We start from the raw sequence: 15186 nt of genomic DNA on the forward strand, positions 1-15186 counted from the left end.
CCTGTCCGGGGGCCCGGTCGTCGCGCCGTCCCACATTGAGACAGGCGTCACGCCGGGATGGTCCTACCGTCGGTGACGTGGACGACGACGTGGTGCCCGTGGGCGGAGGGTCGCGGTCGCTGAAGACCGCGGCGACGGTCCTGCGCGCGTTGCGCCTGCTCGGCGACCACCCCGAGGGCCTGTCCGCGAGCGACCTCGCCGAGGAGCTCGGCAAGAGCGCCGCGACCGCCCGGTACATGATCAACACGCTGTGCGAGGCCGGCTATGCCGAGCGCGCCACCTCGGGCCGCTGCCGGCTCTCCGACGCGCCGCCCTGGGGGCACTGGGGCACGACGGCCGAGCCCTCGAGCCCGGTGCCCGGCGACCCCGACCCGGGCGCGGTGCTGGCCGAGGCCACCACGGAGCTCTACCGGCGCACGCGCCAGCGCTCGTACCTCGTGCGCCGCACCGGCACCGTCGTCGCGACGGTCACCGACTCGCGCGGCCACCAGGGGCTCGCCAAGCACCCCGGGCTCGGCACCCACGTGCCGCCGGCCCACGCGCACGCCCTCGCTCTCACGAAGGTCCTGCTCGCGACCTCGGCGGAGTACCGCGAGGCCGTGGAGGAGGAGGGCGAGCCGCTGGCCGACCTGACCCCCGCGACGCTCACCGACCTGGCCGCGCTGCGGGCCGAGCTCGAGGACGTGCGCCGCGAGGGCGTCGCGCTCGACCGCGAGGAGTTCGCGGGCGGGTTCGCCACCGTCGCCGCCCCGGTGGTCTCGCCGTCGGGCGCCGCCACCGTCGCCCTCGGGCTGTCCTGCTCGGCGCGGCGCCTCGCGCTCGACGAGGAGGAGCTCGTCGAGACCGTCCGCGCCGTGGCCGCCCGGGCGAGCGCGCAGTGGGCCGGGGAGATCGGCGCGCGCCACGTCGGCATGCCGCCCGCGCGTCCGAACGAGACGGTGGAGATCGAGCCGTTCGTCGGCGGGCTCAGCGGCCCACGTCGGTGATGCCGAAGGCCCGCAGGCGCCGGTAGAGCGTCGCGCGACCGATCCCGAGGGCGCTCGCGGCCTGCGAGCGGTTGCCGTTCGCCTCGACCAGCGCGGACACGATGAGGTCGCGCTCGGCGGTCTCGAGCTTGGTGAGACGCCGGCGGGTGCCGCTGACCGCGAACTCGGCGGGCAGGTCGGCGGGCTCGACGTCGCCGGCGGGGCGCGCGGCGAGCGCGCGGCGCAGCACCCCGGCGAGCTGGGTGACGTTGCCGGGCCAGCGGCCGCCCGCGAGCAGCGCCGCGGTCTCCGGGGTACATCGCGCCCGGCGCGAGGGCGCGAGGCGGGCGATCAGGGCCGCGGCGATGAGCGGGATGTCGTCGGGGCGGCGGCGCAGCGGCTCGACCAGCACGGACGTGGCGAAGCCCGCGAGCACCCCGCTGATCGGACCCTCCTCCGGCGTGCGCTCCGCGGTGATCAGGCCGACGACCCACCACGACGGCGGGACCTGCCCGAGCAGGGCGGTGAGCGCCCCGGCCCCGGCCTCGTCGAGCGCCTCGGTGTGCCGGACGACGACGGTGGCCGCACCCACGCCGGCGGTGGTGGCCTCCGCGGCGTAGCCCGCGAGCGTCACGGCCGCCTCCGGGTCGGCGCCGTCGACGGTGACCCAGCGGGCCTCGGGACGCACCTCGCCGTGCGCGGCGCGGACGGCGGCGGCCTTGCCGGTGCCCGGCTCACCGAGCACCACGGTGCTGCGGGCCGCGCCGGCGGCGGCGCGCAGCGCCCCGGCGACCGTGCGCCACGGCCGCGAGTCGCCGGCGAGCCCGGGCAGCGGCCGCTCGACCGACGACGGGGACGGCGGGAACCACGCCGACGACGACCCGGCGCCCTGCGGCGGCGCGGGCAGCTCGCCGGTGCGCGCGGAGGCGCGGCCCGCGTCGTCGCCGCCCGCGAGCCGCAGGCTGCTGCGGCTCGGCACCACCTCCACGACCACGCCGACGGGACGCTCGGCGGGCACCGGCGTGATCATCAGGCGGGCGGGCCCCGCGGTGAGCAGCACACGGTCCTGGTGCGGGCGCCCGCCCACACCCAGCTCCATCGCGCGCATCGTGACCCGCTCCTGGTCGAGCGAGGAGAGCTCGCGGGCCGAGCGGTTGACCATGACGAGGTCGTCGGTGAGGGCGAGCACCGGCCCGCGGGTGCGCGCGCACGTCGCGCGGAACGCCGCCATCACGCGGCGGACACCGACGCCGCCGCGCTCGCGCAGGACGTCCTCGATGTCGGTGGCGGCCTGCTGGGCCAGGAAGCGCATGAGGTCGTTGGCCTCGGAGCGCAGGCAGGTGACGTCGAGGATGCCGGCGAGGGCGCCGTCGGGGCCGCGGACCGGCGCGCCCGCGCACGCGAACGCCTGCAGGCGCTCGCTGAAGTGCTCGGCGCCGACCACCAGCGCCGGGATCGCGCCCTCGAGCGAGGTGCCGACGCCGTTGGTGCCGGCGAACTCCTCGGCGTAGCTGAAGCCGGGCGCGAGGGAGATGGCGTCCAGGCGGCGCTGGAGCTCGCCCTCGCCGACCCGGCGCTCGAGCACGCGGCCGTCGGCGTCGGTGAGCACCACGGCCACCGACATGCCCGAGAGGCGCTCGGCGAGGTCGTCGAGCACGGGACGCGCACAGTTGGTGAGGCTGCCGTCGAAGTCGAGATCGGGCTCGTAGGGGAGATCGAGGTGGGTGGCGTCGACGCCGGCGGCCCGGGACCGCTCCCAGGAGTCGACGATCTCTGGCCGGACGATGCCGGAGGCGCTCACGGAGCCCCGGTCCACGAACCACTCACGCGCGCGACCGAGGGCGCTCTGGGCGCGTCCGTCCATGGGCCACCTCGCCATCCGCCGTCACCACCGAGTGACGGCTAACACGCGATGGTACGGCCCCGACGGGCCCTTGAGGGACCCTCGATTGTCTCGGATCGAGACGTTCGGGACGGCGACTGCGCAGGTCAGGACCGGGTGGACGGATCTGCGGCGGTCCCCGGGAACCGTCCTCAGCCGGGCTCGGCGCCGGGCGTCCGGCCCTCACCGGCGTCCGGCGGGCGGGCGAAGTCCTGCGGCGTCGCCTGCTCGAGGAACGCGCGCATCTCCTCCACCTGCTCGGCGGCCTCGCGCGCGGGCTCCTGCCGGTCACCCCCCAGCTCGCTGTAGGACTGGCCCACCGCGTCCACCACGGAGTCCGCGACCTCGAGGGGCAGGGCCTCACGCACGGTCACCGCGAGCACGTCGCTCGGACGTCCCGGCAGGCGCGTGCCGTCGTCGAGCACCAGCTCCGCGCGGAAGCGGTCGTCGACGAGGTCGACGATCTCGCCGCGCGCCAGGCGGCGCCCGAGCCGCACGGCGAGCTCGCCGATGAGGTCCTGGGTGAGGCGGTCGTCGTCGTCCGGCTCGGCCGCGCGCGGGCCCCGGTCGATGACCTCCGCCTGCGGTCCGCGCACGGAGACGACCACGCACCGGTCGGCGTTCTCCTCGACGAGCAGCGCGAGCGGTTCGCGGGTCATCCGGTGCACCACGAGCCGCGCGAAGCGCATGGCGACCACGGTCAGTCCCGGGAGGAGTCGGTCGAGTCGACCGGGTCGAACGCCGCCCGCAGCGCCGCGAGGTCCTCGCGCACGCGCTCGGCGTCCTGGCCCTCGCCCCACGACGGGTCGCCGGGGGTGATGCCCAGCGAGGTCAGCAGCTCCGCGGCCGCCGCCGAGGGGTCGCCGTTCTCCCCGAGGACCGGGTGCAGGCCCTGGTCCGCGAGGTGCTCGAACACGAGGTTGACGACGGTCCACGGGTTGTACTTCTCGATCACTCGTCTCCCTCCGGGGTGTCGGTGAGCTCGACCTCGTCGAGGGTCTCGAGCTCGGACGGGCTCAGGGCGCGGGCGCCCTCGAGCACCGTCCCCTGGTGCTCCGCGATGCGCTGGTCGACGCGCTGGCTGAGCTGGTAGGCGATCGCGCCGGTCTGGTGCACCGAGACCGTGTCCGGCAGTGCCTGGCGCGTGGACGTGATCGCCACGCCCTGGGGCACGCCGTCCGCGACGGCCACGCCGACCTCGAACGTCTCGCGCGGGTTGGTCCCGGGGTCGGCGTAGTGCTTCTTGAGCTGGCGCAGCATCTTGTGCCAGCCGAGCACCTCGCCCTCGAGCTCGAGGGCCGTGACGTCGTCCTCGGTGAGGTTCATGCCGCGCTCGCCGGGCGCGAAGCAGCGCGAGTACGACAGCAGCGCGGTGGTCCACAGCGACTCGACCACCACCGGGTCGGGCTCCGGGATGTTGAGCGCCGTGACGAGGCGCTCGCAGCACAGCAGCACCGTCTGCAGGTCGTCGAAGATCGCGGCGAGGTCGGCGAGCGCCACCGCGGCCGGCGATCCGATGCGCCGGACGGTGCGCGGGGTCTCGCTGGGGGCGCTCATGCGACGAGCTCCTTCATGACGATGGTGGTGTCGGGGGCGGTCGCCCCCGACGGCGCGGGCACGGCAGGCTCGGCGGGCACGTCGTCGAGCACGCAGTCGAGGACGCTGTCGAGCAGGGCGACGAGCGCGATGTCGCGTTCCGCCGAGCCGGGCGGCCCGGCCACGGCGATCAGCCCGTGGACGGCGGCGACGAGCTCGTCGAGGGCGGCGAGACCGCAGCTCACGAGGGCCCAGCGCGGGAGACGGCGCGCGAGCGGGCCCGGCAGCGCCGTGCTCCACAGCCGCCGGGAGCGGCGGGCCCGGGCGAGCCGCCGGGACGCGCCCCGGTCGTACGGGCGGCTCAGGAGCGTGGCCTCGGCGGTGAGCGCCACGAGCCGCCAGGTCAGCGCCGGGTCGTCGCTGTCGGCGCGCGCGAGCGCCTCGGCGCGGCCCAGCAGCGCCGCCCGCCCCTGCGGCGAGCACCGGTCGTTGACCTGGGTGGCCAGCGCGGCGACGGCGGGGTGCGTGCACCGGGGCCAGGCCCGGAACGGTTCCCCCGCCAGCACCGAGACGTGCTCCATGAGACAGCGGCCGGCCCCGGGGTCGTCGTGGTTGCCGGGGTCGAGCTGCACCGGGTCGCTGTCCGGAAGCGGCATGGCGGGAGCTCTCCTCTCGAGCGGCCCGCTCTACAGCCCGTAACGGGCCGCGAGCTGACCACGGCAGATGCTGGTGTTCGCGTCGACGCCCACCTGGTACGAGCGCGCCTTGCGCAGGTGCAGCGGCAGGGCCTCGAGCCCCACCGTCCGCCCCACGGGGTCGACGACCAGGGGCGCGTCGTCGTCGGCGGGGATGCCGAGCTCGCGGCGGCGGGCCCGCAGGCGACGCAGGTCGTCGGAGTCCGGGGCGTCGGCGAGGGTCATCTCGGCGACCTGCTCCGGCGTCGCACCCGCGCGCATCAGCGGGCGGACGACGAGGTCGGTACCGGCCATCATCGCCCGCTCGGTGAACGAGCGACGCAGGTCGTGCAGCTCCTCCACCGCCTCGCCGACCTCGCTGCCGGCCATCGAGCTGACGAAGCCGGCCCGCGCCGCGACGCCGGCGTTGATGGCGTCGGAGGCGAAGTGGTCGATGAGGGCCACGTCGACGTCGGCGAGCCCCTCCACCTGCGACACCGCGTCCCAGGCGTCGGCGACCATGAGGAACGCGAAGTTGGGGGCGCAGAAGTACGTGGGCAGGCGCAGGCGCACGTGCGCGATCGCGTCCTCGGTGACCGAGCACTCGGCCACGAAGTCCAGGCTGACGACGTCGTTGTCGAGCTCCGGGTCGCGCACCGTGCGCAGCGCCTCCCACACCCCGCCGGCCATGGTGGCCGGCGGGGTGTCGGAGACGTGGGACACGGAGCGCAGCGGAGCTGGACCCGTGTCCAGCGTCATGCCTGGGCCACCGACCGGTCCTCGACCAGCTCGGCGTCGTCCGGCGAGGCCGGCGCGGAGCTGTCCCCGGTGATCTGGCACTCGGCCGGCACCTCGATGCCGTAGAGCTTCGCCGCGTTCAGACCGAGGATCTTCTTCTTGCCGTTCGTGTCCAGGCGCGGGTAGTCCGCGAACTGGTCGTCGTCGGGCATCGTCCAGTCGACGAGGCCCTCGATCTGCCACTTCGGTTCCCAGATGTTGTAGTCCGAGCCGAAGGTCATCTTGTCCTCGCCGACCCAGAACAGCAGCTCGCCCATCACCTTGGCGAAGAACTTCGGGCGGGCGTGCATCAGGCCGCCGATGACCACGGAGAGCCCGGCGTACACGTTGGGCTCCTGCGTCGCCATGAAGCAGAAGTCCTCGATGCGCGGCAGGCCCACGTGCTCGACGATGAAGTTCAGGTTCTGGAAGTCGGTGGCGGCGTGGTCGACGTCGGAGACGTCGAACGCGTCCTTGTCCAGCGGCCAGATCGTCGGGCCCTTGTGGACGTGGATGTTCTTGACCCCGAGCTCCTCGGCCCGCTGCAGGAAGCGGTAGGCCTCCGGGTCGGTGAGCTTGTAGCCGCGGGAGTCACCGTTCCACTCGGCGGTGTAGAGCTTCGCGCCGATGGCGTTGAACTTCCTGGTGTTCTCCTCGAACTCGCGCATGCCGGCGTCGCCGTCGCGCGGGTCGAAGCGGGTGTTCACGATGAACTTGTCCGGGTACTTCTGCGCGAGGTACCCGTTCCGCTCGGTCGTGTTGAAACCGTCCTTGTACCACTCCTTGAGGTACGTCGACTGGAAGATCGCGACGTCGACGTGCCCCTCCTCGAACTCCTCGCGCATCAGCTGCTCTTCGGAGACCTTCTGGAACTCCTCGAGCGGCTGGTGGGTGTCCGCGGGGCCGAGGCCCTGATAGGCGTGGAAGCACTCGATCCACCCCTTGGCGTACTGCTCGGCGCCCTGGACCCAGTTCTCCGGGGAGGCGTCCCAGAAGTGCATGTGGGAGTCGACGATGAAGTACTTCTCGCCGTCCTTCTCGTACATGTGGTGGTGTCCTTCCTGTACTCCGCCGTCTACGGGACGAGGATCGCCCGGCCGCGGACCTTCCCCGCGTCCAGGTCGTGCAGGGCGTCCAGCGCCTGGTCGAGCCGGTACTGCACGGTGTGCAGCGTGACCTTGCCCGCCTGGGCAAGGACCATGAGCTCGGCGAGGTCGTTGTAGGTGCCGACGATGTTCCCGATGACGTTCTTCTCGCCGGCGACGAAATCGAGCGTCGGCGCCTGGAACTGTCCGCCGTATCCGAGGACGAACTGGTAACCGGCCGGGCCGGTCATCTGCCACGCCTCGAGCTCGACGCCCTGCTCGGCGACGAAGTCGAAGACGACGGTGGCGCCGCCCCCGGTCAGGTCCTGCACCGCCGCGACGTGGTTGCCGTCGGCCACGACGGTCTCGTCCGCGCCGATCTGCTTGGCGAGCTCGAGCGCGGCGGGGTTCTTGTCGACCACGATGATCTTCGTGGCGGTCAGGGCGGCGAGGGCCTGGATGCCGATGTGGCCCAGACCGCCCGCGCCGATCACGACCGCGCTCGTCCCCGGGTACAGGTACGGCACGGCCTTGCGCACCGCGTGGTACGCGGTGATGCCGGCGTCGGCGAGCGCCGCGACGTCGGCCGGGTTGGTGGACGGGTCGAGCTTCACGCAGGCCCGGGCGGTGGTCCGCAGGTACTCGGCCATCCCGCCGTCGTTGTTCGACAGCCCGGGGAAGAACGCGTCCCCGGTGCACTGCATGTCCCGGCCCGCCCGGCACGCCAGGCACAGGCCGCAGGACGGCTGCGGGTGCAGGATCACCGTGTCGCCGACGCGGACGTTGGTGACGGCGTCACCGATCTCGTGCACCCAGCCCGCGTTCTCGTGCCCGATGACGTAGGGCAGGTCCGGGTTCTGGATGTCGGCCCAGTCGCCGTCGACGATGTGCAGATCCGTCCGGCAGACGCCCGCGCCACCGATCTTGACGATGACGTCGAGCGGACCCTGGAGCTTGGGCTCCGGGATGTCGTCGATGCTCGGATCCTGCTTGTACCCGTGGACACGGACGGCCTTCACGACGAGCTCCTCACAGTGGTCACAGTGGTCACAGCGGTCACCCCATCGACGGGCCGAGGCCCATCGACTGCGGCGTGCTCGAGTCGGGCGCCGGCTGCGGCAGCCCCTCGTCGAGCTGGCCGAACTCTGTCATGAGGGACTTGTTCCAGGGGGTCTGTTCCTCGGCGACCAGCGAGTTCGTCGTGAGGATCAGGCCGGCCACCGAGGCGCCGTTCTGGAGGGCGGAGCGCACGACCCGCAGCGGGTCGATGATGCCGAGCTCGACCATGTTGCCGAAGCGTCCCTCGAGGGCGTCGAAGCCCTCGTCGACGCCCAGGTCGCGGGTCTGCTTGACGACGTCGCCGCCCTCGTAGCCCGCGTTCGACGCGATGAGGTTGGCCGGCTCCGACAGCGCCGCGCGCACGATCTCGGCGCCGATGCGGCCGTCGCCGGTCAGGCCGTCGAGGTCGGCGAGCGCCGCCTCGGCGTGCAGCAGCGCCGCGCCGCCGCCGGCGACGATGCCCTCGGCCATGGCCGCCCGGGTCGCCTGCAGCGAGTCGTCGACGCGGTGGCGGACCTCCTTGAGCTCCGCGTTGGTCGGCGCGCCGACCTGCAGGATCGCGGCCTTGCCCGACAGCCGCGCGATGCGCTCGGAGAACCAGTCCTCGTCGGTGCCGATCGTGGCCCGGTCGAGCTCGGCGCGCAGCTGCTGGACCCGGGTCTCGCGGGCCGTCGGGTCGCCGAGGCCGCCGATGATCGCGGTCTGCTCGCTGGTGGCGCGGACCTGGGTCGCGCGGCCGAGGTGCTCGGCGCCCATCTGCTCGAGCGCGAACGCCGAGGCCTTCGAGTACACCTTGCCGCCGCACAGGGCGGCCATGTCCTCGAGGAGGTGGACGCGCTTCTCGCCGAAGCCCGGGGCCTGGATCGCGGTGACCTTGAGGTGCCCGTTCACGTGGTTGTGCACGAGCATCTGGAGCGCGGAGCCCTCGACCTTCTCCGCGACGATCACGAGCGGCCGCGGGTCACGCATGATCCGCTCGAGCACCGGCATGAGGGAGCGCACGTCGGTGATCTTCTCGGCGGAGAAGAGGATGTACGGGTCGTCGAGGACGGCCAGCATCGAGCCGGGGTCGGTGACCAGGTACGGCGACACGTAGCCGTTGTCGAACTCGAAGTCCTCGACGAAGTTCACGTGCAGGCCCAGCATCGGGCCGTCGTCGACGGTGATGACGCCGTCGTCGCCGACGGTGTGCAGGGTCTCGGCCACGACGCGGCCGATGGAGTCGTCGTCGTTCGCGGAGATCGCGGCGACGCGGGCGAGCGCCTCGACGTCGTCCACCGGGTGCGCCACCGTCGCGAGGTGGTTGACGATGCGCGCCACCGCGGCGTCGATCCCGCGCTTGACGAGCACCGGGTTGCCGCCCTGGCCGATGGCCTTGAGGCCCTCGCGGACGATCGCCTGGGCGAGCACGGTCGACGTGGTGGTGCCGTCACCGACCACGTCGTTGGTCTTGACGGCGGCCTCCTTGAGGACCTGCGCGCCCATGTTCTCGAACTGGTCGCGCAGGTAGATCTCCCGCGCGATCGTCACGCCGTCGTTCGTGACCTCCGGCGTGCCGGTGATCTTCTCGAGGATGACGTTGCGTCCCTTGGGCCCGAGCGTCGATTTCACCGCTTCGGCGAGCTGGTCGACTCCAGCCTGGAGAGCCCTGCGCGCGTCGGCGCCGAATCGCAGTTCCTTGGCCATGTCCTCACTTCTCCGGTGCTCTGGGGCGCGAACGGGGAGTCAACGGTTCTCTCGTGCAACGGCCTCGGGTCGTCGCACACCCACCCCGCGCGCGGGAGTGCGACGACCCGAGGAACCGGCGTGCTACTTGTTCACCACCGGAGGCAGCATGTCGCCGATGAACTCGGCGGCCTCCTCGAGATTGCCGAACATGATCGTCCGGTCGTCCATGTGGATCATCTTCCCGTAGTGGGTCGACATGTTCTCCTCGAACTCGGCGGCGTTGTAGAAGTCGGGCTCCTCGCCGAGCGCCTCGGAGATGTCCGCGTAGACGAAGTCCATGCGGCCCTGACAGTCCACGCGGATCATCGAGGGGAGGTGCTGGACCGTGACGTTCGGCTGACGGTCCATCACCTCGGCCACCACGACGCCGACCTGGTTGTTCATCAGCGTCACGCCGGCCATGCCGGACTCGGTGTTGTCCTGCTTGAAGGGGCTCTCGGCCGTCTTGAAGGACTTGGTCGTCACTGGTTCAGCTCCTTCGGGGTCTCGAGCCCGAGATCGGTGAGGATCCCGGCGAAACGGCTCTTGGCGCGGTCGAGGCTGTCCTCGAAGCGCGGGGGCTTGGCGTCGGGCTGCGACCACAGCGGCTGCATCGTGCGGGCCGCCTCGAGGCACTGGGGGACCCACTTGGCCAGCCAGCCGTTGAAGAGGTCCTTGTTGTGCTGCGCGAACTCACGGTCCTGGGTGAGCGGGGCGAAGGCCGCCACGGTCCAGCGCAGGTCGCGCTGGGCGTAGTCGTACTCGCCGGCACCCACGACGGTCGGCGTGACGTAGTCGCCGTTGCCGGCCGCCGACTGCATGACCAGGCCCGACCGGAAGAGCTCGCCGAGCAGGGGCTCGAAGACGATGTTGGTGGCGAAGATCATCTCGCCCCAGTCGTCCTCGATCGCCGTGATCGCCTCGGCGACCTTGCGGACGCCCTGCCACTCCGCGTCGTTGTTCCACGCGTCGAGGTGCGCGGCGCCGTCGAAGCCCTCGATCTCCTCGGTGAGGGTGAGGTTGTAGAGCGCCAGGTCCTGCGCGAAGCGAATCTTGTGCTCGCTGTTCACCGCCATCGCGGTGTTGTGCATGTTCGTCGGGCCCGACCGGTTGCAGCCGGCGAAGACGTAGAGCCCGAAGATGTGCTCGATGTGCATCCAGGCGCCGACGTTGCGCTCCACGAAGCGCACCCAGTTCGGGGTCCACTGGTCGAACGCCTTCGCGTTGCGGGCGTTCTCGACGTTCTGGTTGATCTGCCGGACAACGTTGGCGTTGTACCGGTACATCGTGAGTTCCCACTCTTCGTTGGGATCACGGAACTCGTGCCAGCCGTGGGCGGGCCAGTTCTCGACCGGCTTGCCGCCGGAGCCGGGACCGCGCTCGGGCTCGGGGTCGTCGACGCCCCACGCCTTGAGCTTGGTCCAGGTCAGCGGGTAGCCGCGGGAACCGTCGGCGAAGCCGTAGATCCACCCCTGGGAGAGGTAGTGGCGGGGGTCCGGCTGGACCTCGACCGTCACGTCCTCGTAGTGGGTCTGCTTGCGCTTCGCCGGCTTGAAGTAGTTGTAGCGCCGGGCGCCGGGCCCGGAGTCGGGGAACTCCTTGGCGCCCGCCTCCGCGTCGGTGAAGACGGGCTTCGGAACGCTCCGCTCTGGACGTTCTTCGGTGCTTGTCATGTGTTAGCCCTCGTCCTCCGGCTCTCCAGTGGTGGTGAACTTGTCGTAGTAGATGTGCTGCTCGTCCATTCCGCGCTGGGTCAGCAGGGCGATTGCCGCATCCACCATCGGCGGCGGCCCGCACACATACGCATCCATCCCTTCCAGCGCCGGCTCGTTCGCCCGGACGACCTCGGTGATGAGGCCGGTCTCGCCGTCCCAGTCGTCGCCGCCGTGCTCGGAGAGGGCGGGGACGTAGCGGAATCCGGGGATCTTCTCCTCGAGGGCGTGGAGCTCGTCCTCGAAGCACAGGTCCGCCTTCGTGCGGGCGCCGTAGTAGAGGCGTGCCTTGCGCTCGCCGTCCTTCTCCGCGAGTGCGCGCAGGAGGCCGAGCAGCGGGGCCATGCCCGCGCCGCCGCCGATGAAGACGATGTCCGACGTCCGGTTCTCACGCAGGGTGCAGGTGCCGAACGGCGCCTCCACCTCGATGCGGTCACCGACCGCCACCTTGTTCTCCAGGAACTGCGAGAACGCGCCGTCGGGATAGATCTTGATGACGAACTCGAACACGCCCTCGCGGTTCGGGAGGTTCGCCATCGAGAACGACCGGACCTCGCCGGTGTCGGGCACCGTGAGATCCATGTACTGGCCGGGGAAGAACTTGATGTCCTCGCCCGCGATCTGCTTCACCACGAGGTGGCGCATGTCCTTGGTGACGGGCTCGTTGGAGAGCACCTCGACGGTGCCCTTCCGCAGCGGGAGCCCACTCCGGATGATCTCCTCGTCGTAGTTGAGGAGCTCGATCACCAGGTCGTCGTAGGCGTGGGCGCGACAGAGGAGTGTCTGCCCCTCCTCGCGCTCCATGTCGGGAAGGGCGAAGGTCGAGTACCGGTCCAGCTCGATCTCGTCCATGTCGCCCTCGAGGACGAACGACTTGCAGGCGGCGCACTGGCCTTCCTTGCAGCCGTGCATCAGCTGGATGCCCTGCTCCGATGCAGCTCGCAGGATCGTCTGGTCCTCGTCGACCTCGATCTCGATGCCCACCGGTTCGAATCGAACCCGGTGCTTCTCACCCATCGATGGCTTCTCCGTTCGGGAGGAAAGGTGCCGAAATCCGGACGAATCGGTCAGACTCGGCCGGACGAGGGCGTGAGGGATCGAGGGAGGGCCGGGTGACCCCGGCCCTCCCTCTCACCTCACCGTGCTGGCCTCGACCAGCTCTCGGTTGCTAGCTGGTCGCGTCGGCCGGACGGCCGGCGGGGCCCTGCTGGTTGTAGTCCGCCACGAACGCCTCGCGGTCGGCGTCGCTCATCTCGTTGAGGATGACGTTGGGGCTGGCCACGTGCGGCATGCGCCGCAGGTGGTCGAGCGTCCACATCTTCTTCGGGTCGAGATCGAGGTGCGGCTGCGCCGTCATGGTCTTGCCGTCGTCGCGGACGAAGCCCATGTCCGACACCACGTCGGCCCAGTTCCAGCCGTGGTACAGCGTCTCCCACTCGCGGTGACCCACGAGCTTGCCCATGTTCGGGGTCTCGCGACCCTGGTACGTGGGCCGGAAGGCCTCGGCGTCGGTCCAGCGGCAGGCCTCGTGGCAGTACGTCCGCCACTGGCCGTCCACCTTGTCGACGACCATGTCCTCGCGCACCAGGCAGGGGACCATGCAGGTCCAGCAGCGGTGCGGGTACACGTAGTCGACGTCCTCGGCGACGATCGGGTGGTGCCCGTTCGGCTTCGCCAGGCGGTTGTAGTTCTCCCACCACTTGCCGTACTTGTCGTACCAGCCCGGGTACTTGTACTCGAACCACTCGAAGTCATCGTCGGTCATGCCGTCGATGCGCCAGTAGTTCGCGAGCCACCCGGTGGCGAAGAACTGCGCGACCTCGTGGACGTAGCCCTTGTTCCAGATCTGGTTCCAGGACTCCTCGACCAGGTCGTGCGGGATCACGAGGCCGTACTTCTCGAGCGGCAGCAGGTACGCCCGGTAGTAGTCGTCGTAGATCCAGCGGCGCCACATCTCGGCGTAGGACTCGCGGTCCTTGCGCCGGTCCTTGGTGCCGTACTCGATGAACGTGCCGATCGCGGCGTCCACCACGCGGTGGTTGTTCCACCACGCGTAGCGCAGGTCGCGCTCGAGCAGCTGGCGGTTGTCCTCGTCCGACAGCGCCATCAGCAGCGTGGCGTAGCCGTTCGAGATGTGGCGCGACTCGTCCGACTGGACCGAGTGGAACACCGTGGGCAGCAGGTAGTCGCCGTTGGCCGCGGCCTCGGCCGGCATGGCCACGAACAGGGTGTTCGTGAACGCCGTCTCGGCGACGATCGTCAGGTAGATGCTGGCCGCGGTGATCGCGTCACCGGTGATGAACCCCTCGGCGAACTGACGGCCGATGGTGCCGCAGTAGTCCGAGTGGAAGTTCCGGAGGGTGTTGTTGAAGCCCGCCGGGTCGATGTAGTTGTTCATGTACAGCCGCTTGAGGTTCTGCTGGATCGTGCTGTGCCGAACCTCGTCGATCATCTGGATCGCCTGGCCGTTGTGCAGCTCCGGGTTGGGAACGGCCTGGAACAGCATCGGCATCGACCGGGCGGCCGAGATCTCCGGCAGCGGGATGATCGACAGGAAGAGCTTCTGCCACTCCAGCCAACGCTCCTGGACCTGGCGGAACATGTTCCCGCGGATCGCACCGTCGGATGCACCGTAGACGCGGTTGTCCTTCTCCTCCTGCATGGGGAAGTAGGACCGGAGGACCTGCTTGAGCGGGTCCTTCTTGGCCGCCTTACGGAAGGTGTAGTCAGTCCCGTACTTCATGTACGGCTCGTGGTACACCGGCTCCCAGGAAAGTTCCTGGATCTTCTGGTGAGCCTTCGCCAAACTCTGACGGCTCATCTCTTCTCCTTGTGGAGTTCCAGCTCGGCATACGGGGTTCCGCAGCCGTGGTCCGTGGTGGTGGCCGCCGGGGCGCCGGTGAGCGCTGTGGTGGCGGCACGGCCGGTGTCGGCCCGCGTCAGTACCCGGGGGGCACGGGGTCGGCCGGCGGCGGTGGCGGGAGGTCGGCACCGTCGGCGTCGGGTTCACGCCATCCGCGCGTGGTGGTCCGGGCGACGTCGCGGACGTGGCCCGTGTGCTCCTCCGCGTGCGGGGCGTGGCGCCACGCGGGCGGGGAGATCGCGATGCCTGCGGCGACCCGTCCGCCGGCGGCGGAGATCGGCATGTCCAGGCAGCAGATGCCCTCGGCGTGCTCCCCGTGGTCCGCGGCGTGACCCCGCCGGCGGACCCGGGCGAGCGCGAGCTCGATCGCCGGGGCGGGCGGGGCGGCGGCGCCCGAGGGCGTCAGGACGTGGGGGGCCTCGGCATCACCCCAGGCGTCGCCCCAGGGCGGGGTCTCGGTGAGCCGGACGGTGCCGGTCCGGCCGTCGCGGATCGCGAAGCCCTCCTGGCACAGGGTGTTGAGCAGGTAGCGGGCCGTGGCCGTGCTCTTGCCGAGCTCGGCGGCCAGCGCCTCCGCGGTGGCGCCCTCCTCGGCGGCCCCGAGGAAGCGCAGCGCGGCGAGCGCCTCGGCAGCGGTCTTGAGGGAGCGACCCCCGCTGACGCCGCGGCCGTGGCGCGAATCCGTCATGGGTGCTCCTCCTCCCCGCCGTCGGGTGTTCGTCCTGCTCCGATCGGCCCCTCGCTCGCCGTCGTGCGAAGGTCACTGAACGCGTCGGCGGCCCTTGTGGTCAACATCACTGTTTCCGCGTGCAGATACTGCACCAACCGCAGGCCGCAGCATGCCGACCGCTGACCCGGCGCGATCTTGGGAACGTCCGCGACGAGTGGCGGGACGAGCGGTCGGTTGTCCACGCCCGTTTCGTTCG

15 protein-coding genes are annotated in these 15186 nt (G+C 71.2%); 1 reads left to right on the plus strand and 14 read right to left on the minus strand.

The window, feature by feature from the left end:
- The first annotated feature begins 77 nt into the window (after positions 1-77).
- On the plus strand, positions 78-986 hold the full coding sequence (locus WCD58_RS18550; protein WP_337704532.1) for an IclR family transcriptional regulator: 909 nt from the start codon (positions 78-80) through the stop codon (positions 984-986).
- On the opposite strand, the gene WCD58_RS18555 is transcribed toward WCD58_RS18550, so the two are convergent.
- The 14 genes from WCD58_RS18555 to WCD58_RS18620 form a co-directional block, all read right to left on the minus strand.
- Positions 967-2829 (minus strand): sigma-54-dependent Fis family transcriptional regulator, encoded by a 1863-nt coding sequence (locus WCD58_RS18555; protein WP_337704533.1) that lies wholly within the window; start codon positions 2827-2829, stop codon positions 967-969. The two genes, WCD58_RS18550 and WCD58_RS18555, sit on opposite strands and share 20 nt — an antisense overlap.
- A 170-nt stretch (positions 2830-2999) precedes the next feature.
- Positions 3000-3536, minus strand: a complete 537-nt coding sequence (locus tag WCD58_RS18560) for a bifunctional nuclease family protein (RefSeq protein ID WP_337704534.1) — start codon at positions 3534-3536, stop codon at positions 3000-3002.
- Between the two features lie 11 nt (positions 3537-3547).
- Positions 3548-3802 carry a hypothetical protein gene (locus tag WCD58_RS18565; RefSeq protein WP_337704535.1) on the minus strand — a complete coding sequence of 85 codons (255 nt, stop codon included), beginning with the start codon at positions 3800-3802 and terminating at the stop codon, positions 3548-3550.
- The gene (locus WCD58_RS18570) at positions 3799-4404 is read right to left on the minus strand and encodes a hypothetical protein (RefSeq protein WP_337704536.1); all 606 of its coding nucleotides are present in this window, start codon (positions 4402-4404) and stop codon (positions 3799-3801) included. The genes WCD58_RS18565 and WCD58_RS18570 overlap by 4 nt, the downstream gene beginning before the upstream one ends.
- On the minus strand, positions 4401-5039 hold the full coding sequence (locus WCD58_RS18575; RefSeq protein WP_337704537.1) for a hypothetical protein: 639 nt from the start codon (positions 5037-5039) through the stop codon (positions 4401-4403). Before WCD58_RS18575 ends, WCD58_RS18570 begins: the two co-directional genes overlap by 4 nt.
- A 30-nt stretch (positions 5040-5069) precedes the next feature.
- Positions 5070-5747 carry an iron-sulfur cluster assembly protein gene (locus WCD58_RS18580; protein ID WP_337704602.1) on the minus strand — a complete coding sequence of 226 codons (678 nt, stop codon included), beginning with the start codon at positions 5745-5747 and terminating at the stop codon, positions 5070-5072.
- A gap of 65 nt (positions 5748-5812) precedes the next feature.
- A complete protein-coding gene (locus tag WCD58_RS18585) occupies positions 5813-6880 on the minus strand; it encodes an amidohydrolase family protein (protein ID WP_337704538.1) in 1068 nt (355 codons plus the stop codon).
- A 29-nt stretch (positions 6881-6909) separates the two neighbouring features.
- The gene (locus WCD58_RS18590) at positions 6910-7938 is read right to left on the minus strand and encodes an NAD(P)-dependent alcohol dehydrogenase (protein WP_337704539.1); all 1029 of its coding nucleotides are present in this window, start codon (positions 7936-7938) and stop codon (positions 6910-6912) included.
- 37 nt (positions 7939-7975) lie between these two features.
- A complete protein-coding gene (groL, locus tag WCD58_RS18595; RefSeq protein ID WP_337704540.1) occupies positions 7976-9664 on the minus strand; it encodes a chaperonin GroEL in 1689 nt (562 codons plus the stop codon).
- A gap of 123 nt (positions 9665-9787) precedes the next feature.
- Positions 9788-10171, minus strand: a complete 384-nt coding sequence (gene mimD / locus WCD58_RS18600; protein ID WP_373696243.1) for a propane 2-monooxygenase effector subunit MimD — start codon at positions 10169-10171, stop codon at positions 9788-9790.
- Entirely contained in the window at positions 10168-11358 is a 1191-nt protein-coding gene (locus WCD58_RS18605; protein WP_337704541.1) for a ferritin family protein, read from the minus strand. Before WCD58_RS18605 ends, mimD begins: the two co-directional genes overlap by 4 nt.
- Before the next feature lie 3 nt (positions 11359-11361).
- Positions 11362-12414 (minus strand): NADH:ubiquinone reductase (Na(+)-transporting) subunit F, encoded by a 1053-nt coding sequence (locus tag WCD58_RS18610; protein ID WP_337704542.1) that lies wholly within the window; start codon positions 12412-12414, stop codon positions 11362-11364.
- Positions 12415-12565: 151 nt separating this feature from the next.
- Positions 12566-14218 carry a ferritin family protein gene (locus WCD58_RS18615; protein ID WP_337704543.1) on the minus strand — a complete coding sequence of 551 codons (1653 nt, stop codon included), beginning with the start codon at positions 14216-14218 and terminating at the stop codon, positions 12566-12568.
- A gap of 118 nt (positions 14219-14336) precedes the next feature.
- On the minus strand, positions 14337-14948 hold the full coding sequence (locus WCD58_RS18620; protein ID WP_337704544.1) for an IclR family transcriptional regulator domain-containing protein: 612 nt from the start codon (positions 14946-14948) through the stop codon (positions 14337-14339).
- Positions 14949-15186 lie beyond the last annotated feature (238 nt).

Source organism: Actinomycetospora flava, from assembly GCF_037400335.1.
Lineage (GTDB): Bacteria > Actinomycetota > Actinomycetes > Mycobacteriales > Pseudonocardiaceae > Actinomycetospora > Actinomycetospora flava.

Coding starts and splice junctions, on each gene's coding strand:
- WCD58_RS18555 (WP_337704533.1), bottom strand. CDS start 2,829: ATGGACGGACGCGCCCAGAGCGCCCTCGGTCGCGCGCGTGAGTGGTTC.
- WCD58_RS18560 (WP_337704534.1), bottom strand. CDS start 3,536: ATGCGCTTCGCGCGGCTCGTGGTGCACCGGATGACCCGCGAACCGCTC.
- WCD58_RS18570 (WP_337704536.1), bottom strand. CDS start 4,404: ATGAGCGCCCCCAGCGAGACCCCGCGCACCGTCCGGCGCATCGGATCG.
- WCD58_RS18575 (WP_337704537.1), bottom strand. CDS start 5,039: ATGCCGCTTCCGGACAGCGACCCGGTGCAGCTCGACCCCGGCAACCAC.
- WCD58_RS18580 (WP_337704602.1), bottom strand. CDS start 5,747: ATGGCCGGCGGGGTGTGGGAGGCGCTGCGCACGGTGCGCGACCCGGAG.
- WCD58_RS18585 (WP_337704538.1), bottom strand. CDS start 6,880: ATGTACGAGAAGGACGGCGAGAAGTACTTCATCGTCGACTCCCACATG.
- groL (WP_337704540.1), bottom strand. CDS start 9,664: ATGGCCAAGGAACTGCGATTCGGCGCCGACGCGCGCAGGGCTCTCCAG.
- WCD58_RS18605 (WP_337704541.1), bottom strand. CDS start 11,358: ATGACAAGCACCGAAGAACGTCCAGAGCGGAGCGTTCCGAAGCCCGTC.
- WCD58_RS18610 (WP_337704542.1), bottom strand. CDS start 12,414: ATGGGTGAGAAGCACCGGGTTCGATTCGAACCGGTGGGCATCGAGATC.
- WCD58_RS18615 (WP_337704543.1), bottom strand. CDS start 14,218: ATGAGCCGTCAGAGTTTGGCGAAGGCTCACCAGAAGATCCAGGAACTT.
- WCD58_RS18620 (WP_337704544.1), bottom strand. CDS start 14,948: ATGACGGATTCGCGCCACGGCCGCGGCGTCAGCGGGGGTCGCTCCCTC.